Raw genomic sequence first — 19584 nt, forward strand, 5'->3', positions numbered from 1 at the left:
TGGGCCGCCTCGTCCTTTGCTGTGGGCGGTCGTTCAGCGGTGCGTTTGTCGTCCCCGGCCGGTGGAGCGGATGGTTCAGTTCCGCTCTTGGGTTCGGCCGTAGGTGACGAGGAGACAGGTGACGGGGACGATGCCTGACTTGGAGGTGACGGGGTGGGCTTCTCGGAGGGCGAGGGAATTGCTCCGGTGGCCATGGCCACGCCGCCCAGCAGTACGCCACCGACGAGAGCACCGGCGCCGGCTCTGATCCAGCGTCTGCGCCGCGGGGGCTCGGCAGCACGCCAATCGTCGACCGGGCGGGTGGGGAGGCTCAGAGCGTGTTCGTCACGAGCCGCACGGAACGCGGCCAGAACGTGCTCGGGTGTCCGCGGAGGGGAGGATGCCGTACGAGCGGCGGCGGTCAGGACGTCGTCGACTGTTGCCGATGTAGCCGACTGCTGTTCCTCCTCGCGGCGCACGGCGTCTCCAGATCGGTTGGCGGTCATCTTGCATCTCCCAGCGGTCGGGAGTCGGAATTCGTCACATGCTCGCTGCTGGGCACCGAGAGTTGTCGGGCGAGCCGTTTCAGGCCGCGGTGCACGGCGGAGCGGACTGCGCCGGGGCGTTTGCCCATGACGCGCGCCACGGCAGGCCCGTCGAGGCCGATCACCGTCTGGAGAAGTATGGCCTCCGCCTGCTGGCGAGGAAGCGTGTAGATCAGAGCGAGGGCCCGTTCGGTGGAGAGTCTCTCGAATGCCTCAGAGGCTGTGTCCTGGTGGCCCGGAAGGCCTACGAGGTCATCGTGTTCCAGATGGGCCGGGCGCGGACGGCTCTTGAGCCGGCGGAGGTGATCGAGGGCCCGGTGCCGGGCGATGGTCGCGGTCCAGGCCCGAAAGCCGGCTCCGTCGCCGCGAAAGCGGCTCAGGTCGCGCGCGATCTCGAGCCATGCGTCGGAAGCCACGTCCTCGGCATCCTCACCGACCATTCCACGCAGGAACCTCAGCAAGGGCGGCTGAACAAGTTGGTACGCCGTCGAGAAGGCGGCTTCGTCACCGCTCTGCGCTCGCGCTACCGCCTCTCCGAGTTCATCGTCGTACGCCTCTGGCTTGCGCCCGCCGTCCCCACCCTTGGCCACGCGTCCCTCTTCGTTCCGCTCCCACGACACACGGGTGCCGTACGTAACCCCCATCCATGCCAGCGACAGGAGCGAACAGAATGTCACTCCTCACCGGCTCGCGCGTGGTTGGCGGTGACCCGGTCGAGCATCCATGAGGCGGTCCGGATGCAGCGTCATGGGCCGAGCGCATGGGTCCCGGCAGTCACGTCCTCCGGCGGATCGAGGGCCTGATGGCCCCGGAGCACGGCGACGAGCCAACGCCCGCACACCTGGGTGACAGTGATCTGCGTCACCGCAGCCCGTTCCCGCGTGATGTTTACCCGGTGGGGCGCGCTGGGACGTGCGGGCCGTCCTGTGAAGGCGTGCCTCATGTGACATTTCGTCTGTGGCCTTTGCCGGCCTTCTGTGGGGTGGATACATCGTGAGTCGTCGCACGTCGCATGCGTACAGACCACTGAGCTTGAAACGGCGGACGTGGCTGACGCTCGCAGCGGTGGTCGTGGGAGGCGGAGGCGTGGTGACGTACGCCGTCGCCAGCCCCTCGGACCTCGGTGCGCAGGGCCGGGCCAAGCGGCCGGTGAAGGTCTACGACCTCACGCTGAAGGGGACCGCAGGCGGCAAGCGGGAGCTGCCGCGTACGGACACGGAGCAGTTCTCGCTGGTCGGTGTGTCCTGGACAGGGGCCGTCAAACAGCTCGACGGCACGGCGCAGGTCCGCACGCGTGGCCTGGAAGGCGGTGAGTGGAGTGCCTGGCGGGACCTGGAAGTGAACGTCGACCCGCCGGAGGACCCCGAGGCCGGGATGCGCGGCGCGTCCGAGCCACTGTGGGTCGGTCCCTCGAACGGCGTCGAGGCCCAGGTGGTGCACGAGGACGGCACCACGGGCGCGCTGCCCAAGGGACTGAAGGTCAACCTGGTCGACCCCGGTGTGGTGACCGCCGCCGAGACACAGGCGACCGAGCCGGCGGCGTTCGTCGCCGAGGAGAGCAGCCCGGCGGCCACTCCCGCCGATTCCACCACTCCCGCCGACGGTGCGACCGCGACGCCGACCGACGACCGGACCGACACGTCCCCGGCACCCGGCGATCCCGCGTCCCCGGCACCCGGCGATCCCGCGTCCCCGGAGCCGACCGACCCCACGGCCACGGCGACACCCACCGGTTCGGCATCCCCCTCGGCTTCGGCAAGTGCGTCCCCGAGTCCGTCGGCCACCACGCCTTCCGCGCCGCCGTCGACCGTGCCCAAGCCGCCGATCACCTCGCGTGCCGGCTGGGGCGCGGACGAGTCGCTCAGCCCCGACCCTTCCGAGTACAACGCCGACGTGAAGGCCGTCTTCGTCCATCACACCACCGGGGCCAACGACTACTCCTGCGCCGACTCGGCGTCCCTCGTGCGGGGCATCCACGCGTACCACACGCAGGTCAGCGGCTGGAACGACGTCGGCTACAACTTCATCGTCGACAAATGCGGCACCGTCTTCGAGGGCCGCAAGGGCGGCGAGGACCTGCCGGTGCTCGGCGCCCACACCTACGGCTGGAACCGGGAGTCCACCGGCATCGCGGTACTCGGTGAGCACACCTCCACCAGCGCCTCCAACGCCGCCCTGGCCTCCGTCGCCCGCGTGGCGGCCTGGAAGCTCGGCCAGTACGGAGCCGACCCGGCCGGCACCGTCCAGCTCAAGGCCGGGGCGACCCAGAAGAACTACCTCGGAGCCGCCTTCACCGCGGGCACCACGTACACGTTCAACCGGATCTCCGCACACCGAGACGGCTTCAACACCGAGTGCCCCGGCAACTCCCTCTACCCCCAGCTGCCGACCATCCGCACTTGGGCCGCCGGCCCCGTACAGGGCTTGAAGGTCACCTCGATCACCGGCGCGGGCCTGTCGGGCTCGACGTACTACACCAAGGGCGCCATCACCACGCGCTGGACGGCGACCACCCCGGCCGCACTCATCTCCACGTACGAGCTGCTGGTCGACGGCAAGGTAGCGGCCACCGCCGCCGGTACGGCCGGCTCCGCGAACGCGACCCTGGCGGTGGGCAGCCACACGGTCGCCGTGCGGGCCGTGCACCAGTCCGGAAGGACCACGACCAGTGCCGCGCTGACCGTCGTGGCCGACACCACCGCGCCCACCTTCACCACCACGCCGAAGCTGGCCCTGCGAGCCGGAACCGTCAACACCACCGCCGTCCCGGTCACCCTCACCTGGAAGGCCGCAGACGACAAGGCGCTGCGCGAGGTGAAGCTGCTGTCCCCGACCACGGCCACGTTCGGTCCGACCACCACCACCTCCAGCCGCACCGCCAAGTCCGGCACCGCCGGCACCTGGTCGATGGGGGCCTACGACCTCGCCGGCAACTACCGCACGTCGTCTGCCGCCTACACCCCCGTGATCCTGCAAGAGAGCTCCGCCACCAGGTCCGGCAGCTGGACGACCCGCTCCTCCACCAGCTATCTCGGCGGTACGTCCTACTCCAGCGGCTCCAAGGGCGCCGCCCTCACCTGGACCTTCACCGGCCGCTCCGCCTCCTGGGTGGTCTCCAGGGCCACCAGCTCGGGTCAGGCCTATGTCTATGTCGACGGCGTCAAGGTCAGCACGGTCGACCTGAAGTCCTCCACCACGCTCTACCGGCAGGCGATCTGGACCAAGACCTGGACCAGCAGCGCCAAGCACACCGTCAAGATCGTCGTCGTCGGTACCAGCGGCCGACCCACCATCACCACCGACGGCCTCGTCTACATCAAGTAGTCCCACGCCCATGCCTCGGGGAGCTGCCCCGAGGCCGCATGAGGATTCGTCAGCATCCCGAGTGTGAGGTGCCGGTCCGGTCGGACCGGCACCTCACACTCGGCGGCCGTGTAAGTGACTCAGCCCGGTCCGGCAGGACCGGGACCGCTCCCTTGAAGGAGAAGCTTGATGAGAAACAGGGTGCTGGGCCGTTGTCTGGCCCGTACGGCGGCCGTCCTCACGGCGGCAGTGGCCCTGGCGGTGACGGCGACCCCACTGACGGGCACGGCGCAGGCCCACGAGGCGGTGACGGGATCGCTCAGCTTCAGCGGTGAGCCGGGCGAGTACATCTCAGGCGGTGAGTCCCACACCTACACCCCCGAGACGACCGAGATGTTCGACATCTCGGGGCCTGTCTCGGAGTCGGCCGTGGGTGCGACGATCGTCACGCCCGAGGGCGAGCGCTGGTTCCTGCACATGGGAGCTCCGTACGGTCAGAAGCTGACCCCTGGCACGACCTACACCAATGCCTCGAGTTGGCCCGACGCCGGGCCGGAGGACCCTCAGTTGCAGTTCAGCGTGACCGACCGGTACTGCGAGAGCGGCACCGGCTCGTTCACCGTCTCGCACATCGTCTACGGTCCCTACGGCTACATCCGTGAGATCGACGCCACCTTCGAGCGGTACTGCAGCGGCTCCACGCTGCCCGTGCGCGGCGAGTTGCACGCCCGTATGCCCGAGCCGCCGGCGGAACTCGCCATCGGCATGAGCCTGAACACCACGGGCAAGGTCGACACCCGCACCGGCCAGATCACCGTCGGCGGCTCGGTGACCTGCAACAAGCCGGCCCGCATCACCCTCACCGCCAGCGCCTACCAGATACAGAAGCGCGGAACCGCGACCGGCTCGTACGAGGATCTGGTCGTCGTCTGCGAGCCCGGCGCACCGGTGCCGTGGACCGTCTCCTTCCCCAGCAACATCGACCCCACCGCCACCTTCCAGCCCGGCGCCGCCGTGCTCCGGGGCGTCGGCAGGGCCGACGACCGCGACTACCCCGTCACCGTCGACACCGGCTTCCCGAGCACCGACATCACCCTCGTCAAGTCCTGATCGCACGCGGGCAGACGGGCAGACGGGCCCGGCCGTGCAGCGGCCGGGCCCGCCTGCGATCAGCCGAAGACCGCGCTATCGCCGTCCCGAACTGCGTGGGGCCCGGTGCCGGGGGCCCGTCGGGCGGGGGCCTTCGGGGGTCTGGCCGCCCGGGCCTGAGGGTTGTACGACCTTGTGGTGCGGGACGGATTCGATCCGCAGACCGGTGAGAGCGATGAGGACGACCAGAGCGAAGGCGCCGGCGCCCAGAGCGAAGGAGAGCGTGTACTGGCTCTCGGCGGGCACCGCGGGTGTGCCGGGGGGAAGGCCGGTCAGCAGGCGGGCGCTCAGCAGCGCGGTGATCACGGCGCTGCCCAGCGAACTGCCCAGGGACCGGGCGATCGAGTTGATGCCGTTCGCGATGCCGCTCTGATGGACGGGAACGCCCGCCACGATGAACGCGGGCAGGGTCGCGAAGCCGAAGCTGATCGCGATGCCGGTGAGCAGTCCCGCCGCCACGACGCCCCCGGGGCTGCCGTGGCTGACGGCAAGCCAGCCGAAGCCCAGGACGCCCGAACCGGCCCCGGCGGCCAGGGTGACGCGGGCGCCGATCCGCCGGACCAGCACACCGCCGAACTGCGCGGCGATCAACGACGCGACGGTGCCGGGCAGCAGATAGACCACAGCGGCGTCCAGCACCGAGGCCGTGAAGCCGTACCCCGCGATGCGATGCGGCGTCTGCACCAGGTACGAGATGCCGATGAACTGGGTGAACATGCCGAACCCCAGCAGCACACCGGCGAGGTTGGTGAAGACCACCGGCCGCAGGGCGAACATCCGCATGTCCACCAGAGGTTGGCGTACCCGGCGCTCGACGAGCACCCACACGGCGGTCAGTACCACCGCGCCCCCCAGCAGCCCAAGGCAGCGCGCCGAGGTCCAACCCCACGTACCGCCCTGAGAAATGGGCAGCAGGAGCAGGACCAGCGCGCCGGCGAGTGTCGTAGCCCCCAGCCAGTCCGTACGGCCGCCGGTGGAGGACGGTGACGGCGGGACGGCGATCGCCACGGTCGCCAGCGCGACCAGGGACAGTACGGTCGCCAGCCAGAACACCCGGTGGTAGTCCGGGTGCGGGCCCTGGGTGAGCAGCCCCGCGCCGACCAGGGCGAGACCGCTGCCGAACGCCAGGGTTCCGCTGACCAGCCCCATCGCCCCCGGCAGCCGCCGCGCGGGCAGTTCGTCACGCAGCACCGACAGCGCGAGCGGGAAGATCGCCGTCGACGCTCCCTGCATCGCGCGGGCGACGAGCAGCAGCGGGAACGAGCTGGTGATGGCCGCCAGCGCGGACCCGACGACGGTCACCCCCAGCACGCCCAGGAGTACGGGCCGCTTCCCGCGCATGTCGCCGAGGCGGCCGAGCAGCGGGGTGAACACCGCGGCGGACAGCAGCGTCGAGGTGGCCAGCCAGCTCGTGCTCGAGGAGGAGAGCGACAGGTCCTTCTGGACCACGGTCAGGATCGGGACGACCAGGGTCTGCATCATCGACACGATCACGGCCGAGAGGCCCAGCGCGAGGACGAGACCGCGTCCGCGGAACTCCGCCGTGGCCGGGCGCCTGTGGGTGTGTGGCATCAGTGCGCTTTCGGGTGAGGTCTGCGACGGGAGCTGGAGGGCCGGATCCCTTCGCGGAACGCGCCGGAGCGTCGGTGCGCCGGAGCGGCGGTGCGCCGGAGCGGCGGTGCGTCGGTGCGTCGCGGGATCGCGGCGGGCCGGGACCGGTACCGGGCACCGACCCGTTCTCCGCTCAGCCCGTCGCGCGGACGGTTGCGGACAGCAGCGCCGACAGGTCGTCGGCGAGGATGCGCAGTCCGTCCTCGGACAGGAGCGACTCCGGGTGGAACTGTGTCGAACGCAGCCGCTCGCCGCGCAGCGCGTGGACCTCGCCGCTGTCCGGGTCCCGGCTGACATCGATGCCCTCGGGGACCTGGGGTGCGCTCAGGCGATCGGCGGGGGAGAGGGCCGCGTAGGTGTTGTAGAAGCCGAGCCCGGCCGGGCTGCCGAACAGGTCGATCACCCGCCGGACCCCCTGGTTGGGCGGGTTCTTGCGGATCAGCTCGAGCCCGAGTTCCGCGCAGAGCACCTGGTGTCCGAGGCATACCGCCAGCAACGGCCGCCGCTCGGCCAGGAGTTCGCGGACGGTGCGGCGCAGGGCGGCGATCTTCGGGTGGTTCCGCTCGCGCGGGTCGCCGGGGCCGGGGCCCACGATCACGAGGTCGTGGCCGGCCGGTTCGTACGACTCGTCGAAGCGCCGGACGATGACGCGCAGGCCCAGGGCGAGGAGTTGGTGGGCGAGCATCGCGGTGAAGGTGTCCTCACCGTCGATCAGCAGGACCCGCCGGCCGGCCAACACCTCCCGGTGGCCACGGTGCGCCTCCTCGTCGAACGGGTCCAGCCAGAACCGGGCGAGGGTCCGGTTGCGGTCCGCCAGGGCGCTGAGGACCGCGGGGTCCGCGGCGAGCGCGGGGCCCTCGGCCGCTCCCTGCTCGACGCCGCCGTGCAGGGCCTGGAGCACCGCCGCCGCCTTGGCGCGGGTCTCGGCGACCTCGGAGCCGGGGTCGGAGTGGCGCACCAGTGTCGCGCCCACGCCGATCCGCAGCCGGGAGCGCGCGTCGATGTCGGCGCAGCGGATGAGTACCGCGGAGTCCATCCGCCTGGTGCCGGCCCCGTCCCTGCCGATCACGGCGAGCACCCCGCTGTAGTAGGCGCGGCCCTCGGTCTCGTACCGGTTGATGACCCGGCAGGCGTTCTCCAGCGGGCTGCCCGTGACGGTGGGCACGAACATCGTCTCGCGCAGGATCTCGCCCACCTCCAGCGTGGTGCGCCCGCTGAGGTGGTACTCGGTGTGGGCCAGCCGCGTCATCTGCCGCAGGTACGGTCCCTCCGTGCGGACCCCGGGTTCGCAGATGCGCGCCATCATCTTCAGCTCTTCGTCGACGACCATGTACAGCTCGTCGGTCTCCTTGGGGTCCGCGAGGAAGCGGAGCGTCCCTGGGACGGTGGGGCCGGCGGCGGGATAGCGGTAGGTGCCGCTGATCGGGGTCATGGTGACGGTGCCGTCGTTCAGTGCGACGTGCCGCTCAGGGGTGGCGCCCACCAGGGTGCGCGTCCCCGTGTGGACGAGGAAGGTCCAGTACGCACCGGCCTCACCGGCCAGCAGGCGACGGAACACCGTCAACGCGGCCTCGGTGGGAGGCCCCTGGACCGTGGCGACGAAGGAGCGCTTGATCACGAAGTTCGCGCCCTCGCCGCGCCCGATCTCCTCGCTCATGATCTTGCGGACGATGGTCTCGTACTCGGCGTCGTCGGTGTCGAAGCCGGCGTCGGCCAGCTCGAAGGGCCGGTCGGGGACGGTGGCCAGCGTCTCCTCGACGCTCAGCCTGGTCTGCTCGTCCACCGTCATCGCGAGCAGCGGAGTGCCGTCGTCCTGGTGCGCGTAACCGCGCTCCGCTATCTGACGGTACGGAACCAGCACCACCAGATCGTGCCGGCCGTCGGTGCTGTGCGACGGCGGGCCCGACGGCAGCGGCAGATCGCCCAGACCCGGAACCTCCGTGACGTCCCCGAGCAGGAGCTCGACGTCGTCGTGGCCCGCGGAATGCGGCCGGTGGAGCAGGGCGAACGGCGGTGCGTCGGGACTCAACAGGGCGTGCAGACGTGCCGTATTCATCTCACTCACGAGAACTCCCCGGAAACTCGCACGGTACAGGTCATGACTGCCACTTCTTGTCCTACTTTTCCTTCGCCTGCTTTTCCTTCGTCGGCTTTTCCTTCGTCGGCTTCTCCTGCGCCTCGATCAGCCTCGCAGTCGGGCGGCGGTGCGGGCCACTACTCACATGCGCCGTGATCCGCGGGCAACGAGTAGGTTGTCAACCGCTTCCGGCTACTCGCATGGGTAGTCCTCTAGGGCTTCCGCGCCACTACAGTCGAAATCGGCTGGCTGCGCCGAACTCGGCCGTTCGCGCCGGACATTCAGCCGTGGCACTTGGCTCGGTTGCGCCGTCATTCGGCTGTAACCGGCCCGACATTCGCGATTCACGCTTGCACCTCATTCACTTGCGCCTACTCCAAGGCAGCCGACAGGGGATACGGGGATCGAACCTTCATGAACGTCGCCATCAACTGGGCCGGACTCACCGAATCCCATTCCGCACTCACCGAGGACGAGATGCGGTCCTGGCGGCTGCTGCCGTCCCGTCAGCAACCCGCCTGGAACGACGACTGGCTCGTCACCGGCATCAGGAGGGACCTCGCCTGCCTGCCGGAACTCGTGGACGCCGACGAGATCCACGCGCTGGGCTCGGCCCTGGCCGACGTCGCGGCCGGCCGCCGGCAGGTCGTCCAGGCGGGCGACTGCGCCGAGGACCCGGCCGAGTGCACGCCCGCCCACCTGGGCAGGAAGGCCGGACTGCTGGACGCTCTTGCCGGAGTGATGCAGATCGGTTCCGGACTGCCCGTGCTGCGGGTGGGCCGCTTCGCCGGCCAGTTCGCCAAGCCCCGGTCCGCCCCGACCGAGGTCGTCGACGGCGTGGAACTGCCCGTCTACCGAGGGCATCTGGTCAACGGCCCGAAGGAGACAGAGGAGGACCGCAGGCCTGATCCGCTGCGCATGCTCGCCTGTCACGAGGCCGCGACCGCCGCCATGACCTACCTGCGCAAGCAGCAGGAGATCACCAGGGTGCCGGTGTGGACCAGCCACGAGGCACTGGTCATGGACTACGAGCTGCCGCAGCTGCGCCGCGACTCCGAGGGCGACATGCTGCTGACGTCCACGCACTGGCCGTGGATCGGCGACCGCACCCGCCAGCTCGACGGCTCGCACGTCCGCATGCTGGCCGCGGTCGCCAATCCGGTCGCCTGCAAGGTCGGTCCCAGCATGACGGAGGAGGAACTCCTGCGGCTGTGCGCGCTCCTGGACCCGGCGCGCAGGCCGGGGAGGCTGACACTCATCTCGCGGATGGGAGCCGGGGAGGCGGCCCGCCTTCTGCCCGCACTGGCTGCCCGGGTGCGAGAGGCGGGGCACCCGGTGGTCTGGCTGTGCGACCCGATGCACGGCAACACCGTACGGTCCGCCAACGGCCGCAAGACGCGGCTGCTGAGCTCCGTCGTCCAGGAGATCGGCGAATTCCAGGCCGCCCTGCGTGACATCGGCGTGATTCCGGGCGGACTTCATCTGGAGACCACCCCCGACAAGGTTGCCGAATGCATCGCCGACGCGTCGGAACTCACCAGCTGCGACGGCCGCTCCACCACGCTGTGCGATCCCCGGCTGAACGCGGAACAAGCAATTGCCGCCGCTGCGAACTGGAATTGAGGGTCCGTCAATGTCCGATGTGCAGAGCGTCGCCGCTCTCGACCGTGTGCGCGGCATCGTCGCGGAAGTCCTGGAGATCGACATCGACAGCGTGGAGCCGGACGCGAGTTTCTACGACGACCTGGCGGCGGACTCCCTGGAGAAGGTCGAGATCGCCGTGCGGGTGGAGCGGGAATTCGCGATCCCGGTCAGCCCCCAGGAGGCGGCCGAAATGACGTCGGCGTCGGCCGTGCTGGCGCTGCTGCGCGACAAGGGAAAGGTGGTCTGATGGCGACTGCCGTCGAGCGCACCCCCGGGCGCGCCGGCATCGTGGTGACGGGGGTCGGCGCGGTGTCGCCGGCCGGACTCGGTCACCGGGCGCTGTGGGACGCCGTACGCGGAGGCCGCGTGACCACGGGAGCCGTCACCCGCTTCGACACCTCCCGCCATCCCTCGCACCGTGCCGGGGAGATCCCCCGGTCCGCGCTGTCCCGGCTCGACTCGCTCGTCCCGCCGCACCGTTCGCTCGCCGCACGCTGCCTGGCCGCCGCCGCGGCGGAAGCGGCACATGGCGCGGGGCTCACACGCACCGGGGGTGGCGCCCACACCGGCGGGCTCACCCGCACCGCGGGGTTCACCCGTACCGAAGGTGGCGCCCGTACCGGCGTCTTCGCCGGGACGGTCATGGGCACCAGGCCGGTCCTGGACCACGGCATCACCTCCGCCGGACTGACGGCCGAGGGCACCGACTGGGCCGAGCCGGCCCGGCTGCTCGACCTGGTGCCCGAAGTCGTACCCGTCGACGGGCCCGTGGTGCTGCTGGCCTCCGGCTGTTCCGTCGGCGGCGACGCCGTGGCCTGCGGAGCCGCCGCGATCTCCGAGGGAGAGGTGGACATCGCGATCTGCGGCGGGGCCGAGGAGCTCTCCCAGGAGGTGTTCGCCATGTTCACCACGCTGCGGGCGCTCGCCCCCGACGTCGCCCGCCCCTTCGACGACGACCGGCTCGGCATGCAGCCCGCCGAGGGCGCCGCCGTCCTGATCCTGGAGAGCGCCGAGCACTGCGCCGCACGCGGCGGCCTGCCGCTGGCCGTCCTCCTGGCGCACGGTGCCGCGGCCGACGCCTACCACCTCACCCGGCCGCGGCCGACCGGTGACGCCCTCGTCGAGGCGATCGGCACCTGTCTGCGCGACGCGGGCCGTGCACCCGAGGAGATCGACTGGGTGTGCGCGCACGGCACCGGCACCCGAGCGAGCGACGGCGTCGAGGCGCGGGCCATCGTCTCCGCCCTCGGCGGACCCGGGCGGCGCAGGCCCGCCGTGTCCTCGCTCAAGGGCATGCTCGGCCACACCCAGGGCGCGGCAGGAGTACTCGAAGCGGTGGTGGCGGTGCTCGCGATGGCCGCGGGACACCTCCCGGGCAACGCCACCCTCCGGCGGCCCGACCCGGCCTGCGCCGGCCTGGACCTGGTGCCGCCGCGGGGCCGCGAAGCCCCGGTCGCCACCGTGCTCAGCCTCGCCTTCGGGCTGGGCGGCGGGGTGTCCGCGCTCCTGCTCGGCGCGGCCGGGGGCGACGATGAGGCCTGAGACCGTACGCACCGTCCCGCGCGCCCCCGCGCGGCAGACCGTGGTGGCTGTGGCCGGGCTGGGCGTCCGGCTTCCGGGTGCGGCAGGACCGTCCGGTCTGCTCGCCCCGTCCGGCCTCCACCGCTTCGCGCACGAGGCACCGGAGCACGCGCACGCGCTCGCCGCCGCCACAGACGCCCTGGCGGCCGCGTCCGCCCGCACACCCGGCACACCCGGTGCATCCGGGGCGCCGGGCGCGGGCGGCAGCACCGCCACCGTGTGGGCCTCGTCCACCGCGGGCCTGGCCGCCTACGCCCAGACCTGCGCCGACATACCGGAGTTCGGGCCGGGACGGGTCTCCCCACGGCGCACCGCGCACTCCGCGTTCACCGCGCCCGTGACGGCGGTGTCCGTGCGCCTCGGCCTCGACGGGCCGTACCTGAACGTGACCGGGGAGCAGGACGCGGGCGCCCACGCCGTCACCGAAGCCGTACGGATGCTGACGTGGGGCCGGTGCGAGCGCGTCGTGGTCGGAGGCTCGGCGGAGACGTCCGCGTGGCGGTCCTGCCCCGGCGGCGACCCGGCGGAGGGCGCGTTGTGCGCGGTGCTCCAGCGGCACGCGCCGGACGGCGGGGGAGCGACCGTCCGGCCGCTCCTCAGGACCCGTACGGCCCGAAACGGCATCGACGCCTTCGTCCGCTCCTGCCTGGAACGGCTGGACGGGCCGCCGGACCACCTGGTCCTGTCCGCGCCCGCGACGGACACCCGCACCGCGGGCGCCCTGGCCCTGCTGTGTGCCGCGCCGCTGCTGCGCGTCGAGGAGCGGTTCGGCGACCTGGGGGCCGCCGGTGGCGTCGCCGCGCTGGTCACCGCGGTCGCCCTGACGGCGGCCCCCGGCAGCTCTGTGGAACAACCGGGCCCGCGCGTCCTCGCGTTGGCCCTCGGCAGCGGCAACGCCGTCGCCGTGGAAGTGACGTCCCGAAGGAAAGGTCCGCGATGAAACTGGTGGAACTACTGGTGGGCAAGCACGTGTCGGCAGGCGTGGGGGACCGCGTCAGCCATGTGGACCCCGATATCGGCGAGGTGACCTACGCGCAGCTCCACGACGCCGTGGTCGGCTACGCGGGGGCCCTGCGCGAGCGCGGGATTCCCGCGGGCGCCCGGGCGCTGGTGGTGGCCGACGACTCGGTGGCGACCACCGCCGCGATCCTGGGCCTGTGGTGGCACGGCTGTGTGCCCGTGCCGGTCAGCCCCGCGCTGTCCGACCCCGAACTGCGTTTCATGGCCGCCGACTGCGAGGCCGCCTTCGCACACTTCGACGTACCGAACGCCGCCCGGCGGGAGTTGGGCGCGGACATCGACCAGCTGCCGCGCACCACGGGCGACGAGGTCCGCACGATCTTCATGAGCGACACCGAGTCCCAGGCGTACGCCCCCGCAGCGGCGGCCGAGGAGGCCGACTGGGCCGCCGGGCAGCCCGCTCTGATCCAGTACACCTCGGGCAGCACCGGATCGCCCAAGGGCGTGCTGCACGCCGCCACCGGCATCGAGGCCGTCGCCGCTTCGGTCGGCTCACTGCTCGGGCTCGGCCCCGACGACGTGGTGCTCTCCACCGCCAAGGTGTCCTTCGGGTACGGCTTCGGGAACTCCGTCATCCTGCCGCTCGCCGCCGGCGCCCGCACCGTGGTGCTGCGCGGCGGCGTCGACGCGCACGCGGTCCACAGCGCGCTACACCGCCACCGGCCGACCGTGCTGTTCTCCGTGCCCAGGATGTACGTCGCCCTGCTCGCCCTGGCCGCGAGCCACGGCACCGAGGCGACCGCCTCGCTGCGGCTTGCCGCCACCGCGGGTGAACACTGCCCGGCCGCGCTCGCGGAACGGGTGCGCGAGACGTTCGGCGTGCCGCTCGTCAACGGCCTGGGCGCCACCGAGGCCCTGCACTTCGTCGTCGCCACCCCGCCCGCGGCCATCACCGCGGGGGCCACGGGCCTCCCGGTCCCGGGCGCCACCGCGACCGTCAGGGGCGAGGACGGCGAACCGGTCCCCGAAGGAACCGAGGGCAGGCTGCACGTGGCCGGGCCCTCCGTGGCGCTCGGCTACCTCAACCGGACCGAGGCCACCCGCCGCACCTTCGCCGACCGGGGCGTGTACACCGGCGACATCGTCCGCCGCGACGACGCGGGCGAGCTCTGGTATCTGTGCCGCGCCGACGACCTGCTGAACATGGGCGGCTACAAGGTGGCCCCCGGCGAGATCGAGGCGGTCGTGCGCGAGGCCGAAGAGGTGGCGGAGTGCGCGGTCGTGGCCGTGAGCGACGAGAACGGGCTCGACCAGGCGGTGGCCTACGCCGTCCCCGTGCCGGGCGCCGACCCCAGCGTCGTCCGCAAGGCGATCCTCGCCCTTCTCCGCACCCGTCTGGCGGCCTTCAAGCGCCCGGCCAGGGTCGAGGTGATCGACGTACTGCCCACCACGTCCACGGGAAAGCTCGCCCGCAACCGGTTGCGGGAGTCGGCGGGCCGGGAAGCAGTGGCCGACCGATGAGCTGGGACATCACCGGCCTCGGGGCCGTGGCGAGCATCGGCGACGACCCGCGAGCCGTCTACGACGCGCTGTGCGCGGGCCGCAGCGGCCTGACCGACCTGCATGCCTTCGACGAGGACAAGTACCGCGCGAAGCAGGCGTACGAGATCGACGACCGCGGCCCGGACGGCGCCGACCGCCCGCTGCGCGCCACCCGATGGCTGGAGACCGCGGTCGAACAGGCCCTCACCGACGCCGGTCTGGACACCGCGGCCGACGACGTCCCCGTCCTCGTCGGGACGACGCTGCGGGAACAGCGCTCGGCCGAGCTGTGGTGGCGCGACGGCGCACCGCTGACCGTGCGGGACCTGCACTTCGGCAGCGCGCTGCGGGACCGGTTCGGCACGGCGCGGAGCCACACGTTCGCCAACGCCTGCGCCGCCACGCTGTACACGCTGGGCATGGCCACCGACATGATCGAGCTCGGACTGGCCGACACCGTGGTGGTGGCGGGCACCGACTCGATCACGGAGAGCGCCTTCGGGACGCTCGACCGCGTACAGAACGAGACGCCGCGCGCACTGCGGCCCTTCGACCGGGCCCGCGCGGGCATGCTGATGGGCGAGGGCTCGGTCGCCGTCGTCGTCCAGCGAAAGGGCGTCGCCCGCGCGGGAGTTCACGCCGTCGTCCGCGGCGTCAGCATGAACTGCGACGCCGTACACCCCACCGCCCCCGACCCGACGACCATCTCCTGGGCCATCAGGGACGCGCACCGGAGGGCCGGGCTCAAGGCCGACGAGATCGACCTGGTGATGCTGCACGGCAGCGGCACCCAGCTCAACGACTCGGCCGAGGCGACCGCGGTGTCCGCAGTCTTCGAAGGCGCCGGCGCCGGCCCCCTGCTCACCGCGATCAAGTCCATGACCGGACACACCCTGGGCGGCTCCGGACTGCTCAGCCTGGTCACCGCGGCGTTCGCCCTGCGACACGGCGTCGTCCCGCCCGTACGGGGCCTGACCGACCCGATCGACGAGGCGGCCGGACTGCGCCTGGTCCGCGACAGGGCCGCCACCGCACGGCTGTCCACCGCACAGGTCAACGCGTTCGGCTTCGGCGGCATCAACGCCGTGGCCGTCCTGGAGAAGGGGGACCGCCCGTGACCGCGCGCCACGAAGCGGGTTCGGCGAAAGCCGTCGTGATCGCCGGGGTCGGCATCGCCATCCCCGGCCTGACGGAAGCCGCCGACCTTCTCCGCCCGGACGCCCCCGTCGGGGGGTTCGACCCGGCCACCGGCCTCAAGGGCAGGACGATGCGGCACAAGGACCGTGCCTCGCGCCTCGCTCTGCGCGCCGTCGGCCCCGCACTGCGCCAGGCCGGCCTGCTGTCCGACGACGGTGAGACGTACACCGGACCGGGCGACACCACGGCCGTGGTGATCTCCTCCAACCTGGGCAACCTCGACAGCGTCTGCGACTTCGTCGACACCATCACCGAGCACACGGTCACCGGACTGAGCCCGCTCGGCCTGCCGCACACCTCGTCCAATGTGATCGCGGGCTGGATCGCCATCCGGTACGGGATGCGCGGGCCCAACCTCACCGTGTGCAACGGGGCGACGAGCGGGGCCGACGCGCTCTACTGGGCGCGCAACCTGCTCGCCGCGCGCAGGGCCGAGACGGTCGTCGTCATCGGGGTCGAGCCGCACACCGAGCCCGCCGCCAGGCTGCTGGAGGACGGCTCGGGCCGCGGCGTGCTCGACGGGGCGGCGGCACTGGTCCTGGAGTCCGCCGAGCGGGCCGCCGAACGCGGCGCCCGCCCCTTGGCCACGCTGTCCCGCAGCGTGCGGGCCGCCGACTCCGCCACGGCGCTCGCCCAGGCGCTGCACGAGGGCGCGCCCGCCCCGGGACTGTGGCTCGGCGCGGCCGAGGACGCCGGAGCGGCCTGTGCGGTGGACCTCACCACGCGGCTCGGCCACTGCTCGGGAGCGCTCGGCGTCGTCCAGGCCGCGGCGGGCGTCGCCCACCTCGCCGCGGGCGGCCCCGGCCCCGTACTGGCCACCAGCGGCGGGGGAGAGACGGACGACGCGGCTGCCGCACTGGTGCTGACCGGAGCCGGTGAGGCGGCATGAGCCATCGGGGAGCGAACGGCCGCCGGGTGGTCGTCACCGGTCTCGGGGCGATCTCCTGCCTGGGCTCGGGCGTGCCCGCCTTCTGGCAGGGCCTGACCTCAGGAGGGGGCGCACCCCGGCCCGTGACCGACCCGGACGCCCGTATGGAAAACCGGCTGATGTACCTGGTGCCCGCGGCCGACGTTCCCGACGGGCCCGAGCGGCACGCCCACGTGGAGCTCGCCGCGGGACCCCGCATGGCGATCGCCGCCGCCCATGAAGCGGTGGCGGACGCCGGGCTGGACGAGGCGCGGCGCGAACGGCTCTGTGTCGTCCTGGGCGTGGAGATGGGCAACGCCGGCCGGCACGAGGCCCGGCGGGCCGCCGAGCACGGCGCACCGATCCGTCAGGGCGCCGGCAGGTGGTCCCCGATGACGGTGACCTCCGCCGCGGTCTCGGCCGCCATCGGCGCCACCGGCGGCAGCACCAGCGTCGGCAACGCCTGTGCGGCCAGCGGCTACGCGGCGGCGATCGCGGCGGACATGATCCGGGCCGGTGAGGCGGACGTGGTCCTCACCGGCGGTGCGGAGGGCCCGACCCGCGTGGGCATGGGCGTGTTCAACCGCATCGGCGCGGCCGACCCGGTCGCCTGCCGGCCCTTCGACACCGACCGCCAGGGCACCCTCTTCGGCGACGGCGCGGCGATGCTGGTGCTGGAGTCGGCCGAGCACGCCGAGGCCCGTGGGGCCACGCCGTACGCGGAACTGTCCGCCGCCGCGTTCAGCTGCGACGCCCACCACCCCACCGCCCCCGACCCCGGCGGCACCCAGGCCGTGCGCGGCATGCGCCGGGCCCTGGCCGACGCGGGTCTACGGCCCGAGGACGTCGGGGGCGTGGTGCCGCACGGCACGGGCACCCCGCTCAACGACGTCGTGGAGAGCGAGGCGCTGCGCGAGGTGTTCGGCGAACACTGCGACGAACTCCCCCTGTTCAGCCTCAAAGCCATGATCGGGCACACGGCGGGAGTCGCCGGCGCGTTCGGCGTGCTCACGGCCGCGCTGATGCTGCACCACGGGCGCGTCCCGGCCAACGCGCCCGTCACCGCGCAGGACCCGCGCTGCGCGGTGTGGTTGCCGCAGGACCGGCCGGTGCCGCTGAGCGCGTCCGCCGTACTGGTCAACGCCTACGCATTCGGCGGCAACAACGTCTCGCTCGTCCTGTCGGGCGTGCCGGGGGCCGGATCCGCACGCGAACGCCAGGGCACGGCGGGACAGGCGGCCACCGCGCGTCACGCTCCCGCCCCCCAGGACACGGGCACGCGGGGAGCCGCCGCATGAGCGCTCTCGACATCCTCGGGGTGGGCGTCTGCCTGCCCGGCACCGACAAGCCCACCGAGGCCCTGTCCCCGGCCGTCACCGGCACCCCCGGCCCCGGCTGGCTCGACGTGGCCGCCGCGCTGCCGGGCCGCGGCTACAAGCGGCTGCCCTCGGCCTGCCAGTACCTGCTCGCCGCCACCGGGAACGCTCTGGCGGACGCGGACGGAGCACTGTCCGCCGTCCCCGCGGAACGCCGTGGCGTCGTCGTGGGCACGGACAACGCCGGCATGGCCCTGCTGGACGAGCAGGACCGCACGATCATCACTCAGGGCGCGGACGCCATCGCCCCGCTGACCGCGCCGTACTTCGCGATGAGCCTGTTCGCGTCCCGGCTGGCCACGGAACACCGGGTCAACGGCTTCACGCTCACCGTCAACTCGCCGCGCACCGCCGCCCTGGACGCGCTCGGCGCCGGTGCCAGGGCACTGGCCGCCGACCGGGCCGACGTGCTCGTCGTCGGCGCGACCGAGGAATCGCTGCCCGCCGGCGAACCGGGCGCCGACGGCAGTGACACCGGAGCCGTCGCGCTGGTCTGCGCCCGCGCAGGCGGTCCGCCCCCGGCGTCCTCGTACGGCACCGTGCGGGTGCGCGACGCCTTCCTGGCGCCGGGCGCCCGTTCCGGCCGCGCGCTGGAGAACGCCTGGCGCGCCCTGACCGATGACGGGGACCGGCCCTTGCAGGTCGACGCGATCGTCGACGACTCGCCCGTCGGCGAGGCCGTCACGGCCTGGCTCGGCAACCGGGGCGCGGACCTCACCCTCTCCCCGGCCGGCGCCGGAGCGCTCACCCCGATGCGCCACCTCGCCGCCGCGCTCGCCGCCCGGGACGGCCACGACCGGATCGTCGTGACGGCCGCGGCGGAGGGCCACGTGACGTTCGCCCGGCTGGACGCCTCCGCGCACCTCTCCCTCAACCACCCCCAGCAGAACGGGAGCCGATAATGATCACGGAAATCCAGGGGTCCTGGTCCCTCGTCCTGGGCGTCTCCAGCGGCTTCGGCCGGGCCGTCGCCAAGGCGCTCGCGGAACGCGGCGGCAACGTCATCGGAGTGCACTTCGACACCGCCGACGGTGCGGAGGCCGCCGCCAAGTTCGCCGACGAACTCCGGGACACCGGAGTGTCCGCGCACTTCTTCAACCTCAACGCGGCCAGCGCGAGCACCCGCAGGGAGGTGGTCGGCCAGGCCGTCGAACTCGCCGGAGACAAGGGCGTCCGCATCCTGCTGCACTCGCTGGCGTTCGGCACACTGCTGCCGTTCGCGCCCTCGCAGGACGGCCCGCAGGACCAGGAGACGGTCAACTCCCGGCAGTTGGCGATGACCCTCGACGTCATGGCCAACAGCCTCGTCTACTGGACCCAGGACCTGCTCGCCGCAGGCCTGCTCCGGCGCGGCGCGAAGATCTACGGAATGACCAGTGCGGGCAGCACCCAGGTCCTGGACAGCTATGGTCCCGTCTCCGCCGCCAAGGCGGCCCTGGAGGCCCATCTGCGCCAGCTGGCCGCCGAACTGGCGCCACGCGGCATCGCGGCCAACGCCCTGCGTGCGGGCACCACGCTCACGCCCGCCCTGGAGAAGATCCCGCACAGCGCCGCGTACGCCGAGGTGTGCCGGGCCCGCAACCCGCACAAGCGGCTCACCGAGCCCGAGGACGTCGCCGAGGCGATCGTCCTGCTGTCGATGTCCGACTCGTCGTGGCTCACCGGCAACGTCATCGGCATCGACGGCGGCGAGATCCTCACCGCCTGAATCCC

15 protein-coding genes are annotated in these 19584 nt (G+C 72.5%); 12 read left to right on the forward strand and 3 right to left on the reverse strand.

Going from position 1 to position 19584, the window contains the following annotated elements:
• Positions 1 to 481: 481 nt before the first annotated feature.
• Complete coding sequence (locus OG766_RS27195) at positions 482 to 1114, reverse strand: RNA polymerase sigma factor (protein WP_328726385.1); 633 nt, start codon at positions 1112 to 1114, stop codon at positions 482 to 484.
• Positions 1115 to 1556: 442 nt separating this feature from the next.
• Between OG766_RS27195 and OG766_RS27200 the strand changes: the two genes are divergently transcribed.
• Complete coding sequence (locus tag OG766_RS27200) at positions 1557 to 3848, forward strand: N-acetylmuramoyl-L-alanine amidase (protein WP_328726386.1); 2292 nt, start codon at positions 1557 to 1559, stop codon at positions 3846 to 3848.
• A gap of 168 nt (positions 3849 to 4016) precedes the next feature.
• Positions 4017 to 4937, forward strand: coding sequence for a hypothetical protein (locus OG766_RS27205; protein ID WP_266387991.1), 921 nt, complete (start codon positions 4017 to 4019; stop codon positions 4935 to 4937).
• Between the two features lie 75 nt (positions 4938 to 5012).
• On the opposite strand, the gene OG766_RS27210 is transcribed toward OG766_RS27205, so the two are convergent.
• Together OG766_RS27210 and OG766_RS27215 are read right to left on the reverse strand one after the other, a co-directional pair.
• Positions 5013 to 6548, reverse strand: coding sequence for an MFS transporter (locus OG766_RS27210; RefSeq protein WP_328726387.1), 1536 nt, complete (start codon positions 6546 to 6548; stop codon positions 5013 to 5015).
• A 172-nt stretch (positions 6549 to 6720) separates the two neighbouring features.
• Positions 6721 to 8643: an anthranilate synthase family protein gene (locus tag OG766_RS27215; RefSeq protein WP_328727533.1), complete on the reverse strand. Its 1923-nt coding sequence runs from the start codon at positions 8641 to 8643 to the stop codon at positions 6721 to 6723.
• 435 nt (positions 8644 to 9078) lie between these two features.
• Between OG766_RS27215 and OG766_RS27220 the strand changes: the two genes are divergently transcribed.
• Genes OG766_RS27220 through OG766_RS27265 form a run of 10 tightly spaced genes read left to right on the forward strand, consistent with a single transcriptional unit; the run spans position 9079 to position 19579 of the window.
• On the forward strand, positions 9079 to 10287 hold the full coding sequence (locus OG766_RS27220; RefSeq protein WP_443045543.1) for a 3-deoxy-7-phosphoheptulonate synthase: 1209 nt from the start codon (positions 9079 to 9081) through the stop codon (positions 10285 to 10287).
• Between the two features lie 10 nt (positions 10288 to 10297).
• Positions 10298 to 10555, forward strand: a complete 258-nt coding sequence (locus OG766_RS27225) for an acyl carrier protein (protein ID WP_266387982.1) — start codon at positions 10298 to 10300, stop codon at positions 10553 to 10555.
• Complete coding sequence (locus OG766_RS27230; protein WP_328726388.1) at positions 10555 to 11850, forward strand: beta-ketoacyl-[acyl-carrier-protein] synthase family protein; 1296 nt, start codon at positions 10555 to 10557, stop codon at positions 11848 to 11850. The genes OG766_RS27225 and OG766_RS27230 overlap by 1 nt, the downstream gene beginning before the upstream one ends.
• Complete coding sequence (locus OG766_RS27235; RefSeq protein ID WP_328726389.1) at positions 11840 to 12829, forward strand: beta-ketoacyl synthase N-terminal-like domain-containing protein; 990 nt, start codon at positions 11840 to 11842, stop codon at positions 12827 to 12829. Before OG766_RS27230 ends, OG766_RS27235 begins: the two co-directional genes overlap by 11 nt.
• Positions 12826 to 14370 carry a class I adenylate-forming enzyme family protein gene (locus tag OG766_RS27240; RefSeq protein WP_328726390.1) on the forward strand — a complete coding sequence of 515 codons (1545 nt, stop codon included), beginning with the start codon at positions 12826 to 12828 and terminating at the stop codon, positions 14368 to 14370. Before OG766_RS27235 ends, OG766_RS27240 begins: the two co-directional genes overlap by 4 nt.
• Positions 14367 to 15509, forward strand: a complete 1143-nt coding sequence (locus tag OG766_RS27245) for a beta-ketoacyl-[acyl-carrier-protein] synthase family protein (protein ID WP_328726391.1) — start codon at positions 14367 to 14369, stop codon at positions 15507 to 15509. The genes OG766_RS27240 and OG766_RS27245 overlap by 4 nt, the downstream gene beginning before the upstream one ends.
• On the forward strand, positions 15506 to 16477 hold the full coding sequence (locus OG766_RS27250) for a beta-ketoacyl synthase N-terminal-like domain-containing protein (protein ID WP_328726392.1): 972 nt from the start codon (positions 15506 to 15508) through the stop codon (positions 16475 to 16477). The genes OG766_RS27245 and OG766_RS27250 overlap by 4 nt, the downstream gene beginning before the upstream one ends.
• Positions 16474 to 17793, forward strand: a complete 1320-nt coding sequence (locus tag OG766_RS27255; protein WP_328726393.1) for a beta-ketoacyl-[acyl-carrier-protein] synthase family protein — start codon at positions 16474 to 16476, stop codon at positions 17791 to 17793. The genes OG766_RS27250 and OG766_RS27255 overlap by 4 nt, the downstream gene beginning before the upstream one ends.
• Positions 17790 to 18773 carry a beta-ketoacyl synthase N-terminal-like domain-containing protein gene (locus OG766_RS27260; protein ID WP_328726394.1) on the forward strand — a complete coding sequence of 328 codons (984 nt, stop codon included), beginning with the start codon at positions 17790 to 17792 and terminating at the stop codon, positions 18771 to 18773. Before OG766_RS27255 ends, OG766_RS27260 begins: the two co-directional genes overlap by 4 nt.
• Complete coding sequence (locus tag OG766_RS27265; protein ID WP_328726395.1) at positions 18773 to 19579, forward strand: SDR family oxidoreductase; 807 nt, start codon at positions 18773 to 18775, stop codon at positions 19577 to 19579. The genes OG766_RS27260 and OG766_RS27265 overlap by 1 nt, the downstream gene beginning before the upstream one ends.
• The last annotated feature ends 5 nt before the right edge of the window (positions 19580 to 19584 follow it).

The sequence above is a fragment of the Streptomyces sp. NBC_00259 genome (assembly GCF_036181745.1).
Taxonomy (GTDB): domain Bacteria; phylum Actinomycetota; class Actinomycetes; order Streptomycetales; family Streptomycetaceae; genus Streptomyces; species Streptomyces pratisoli.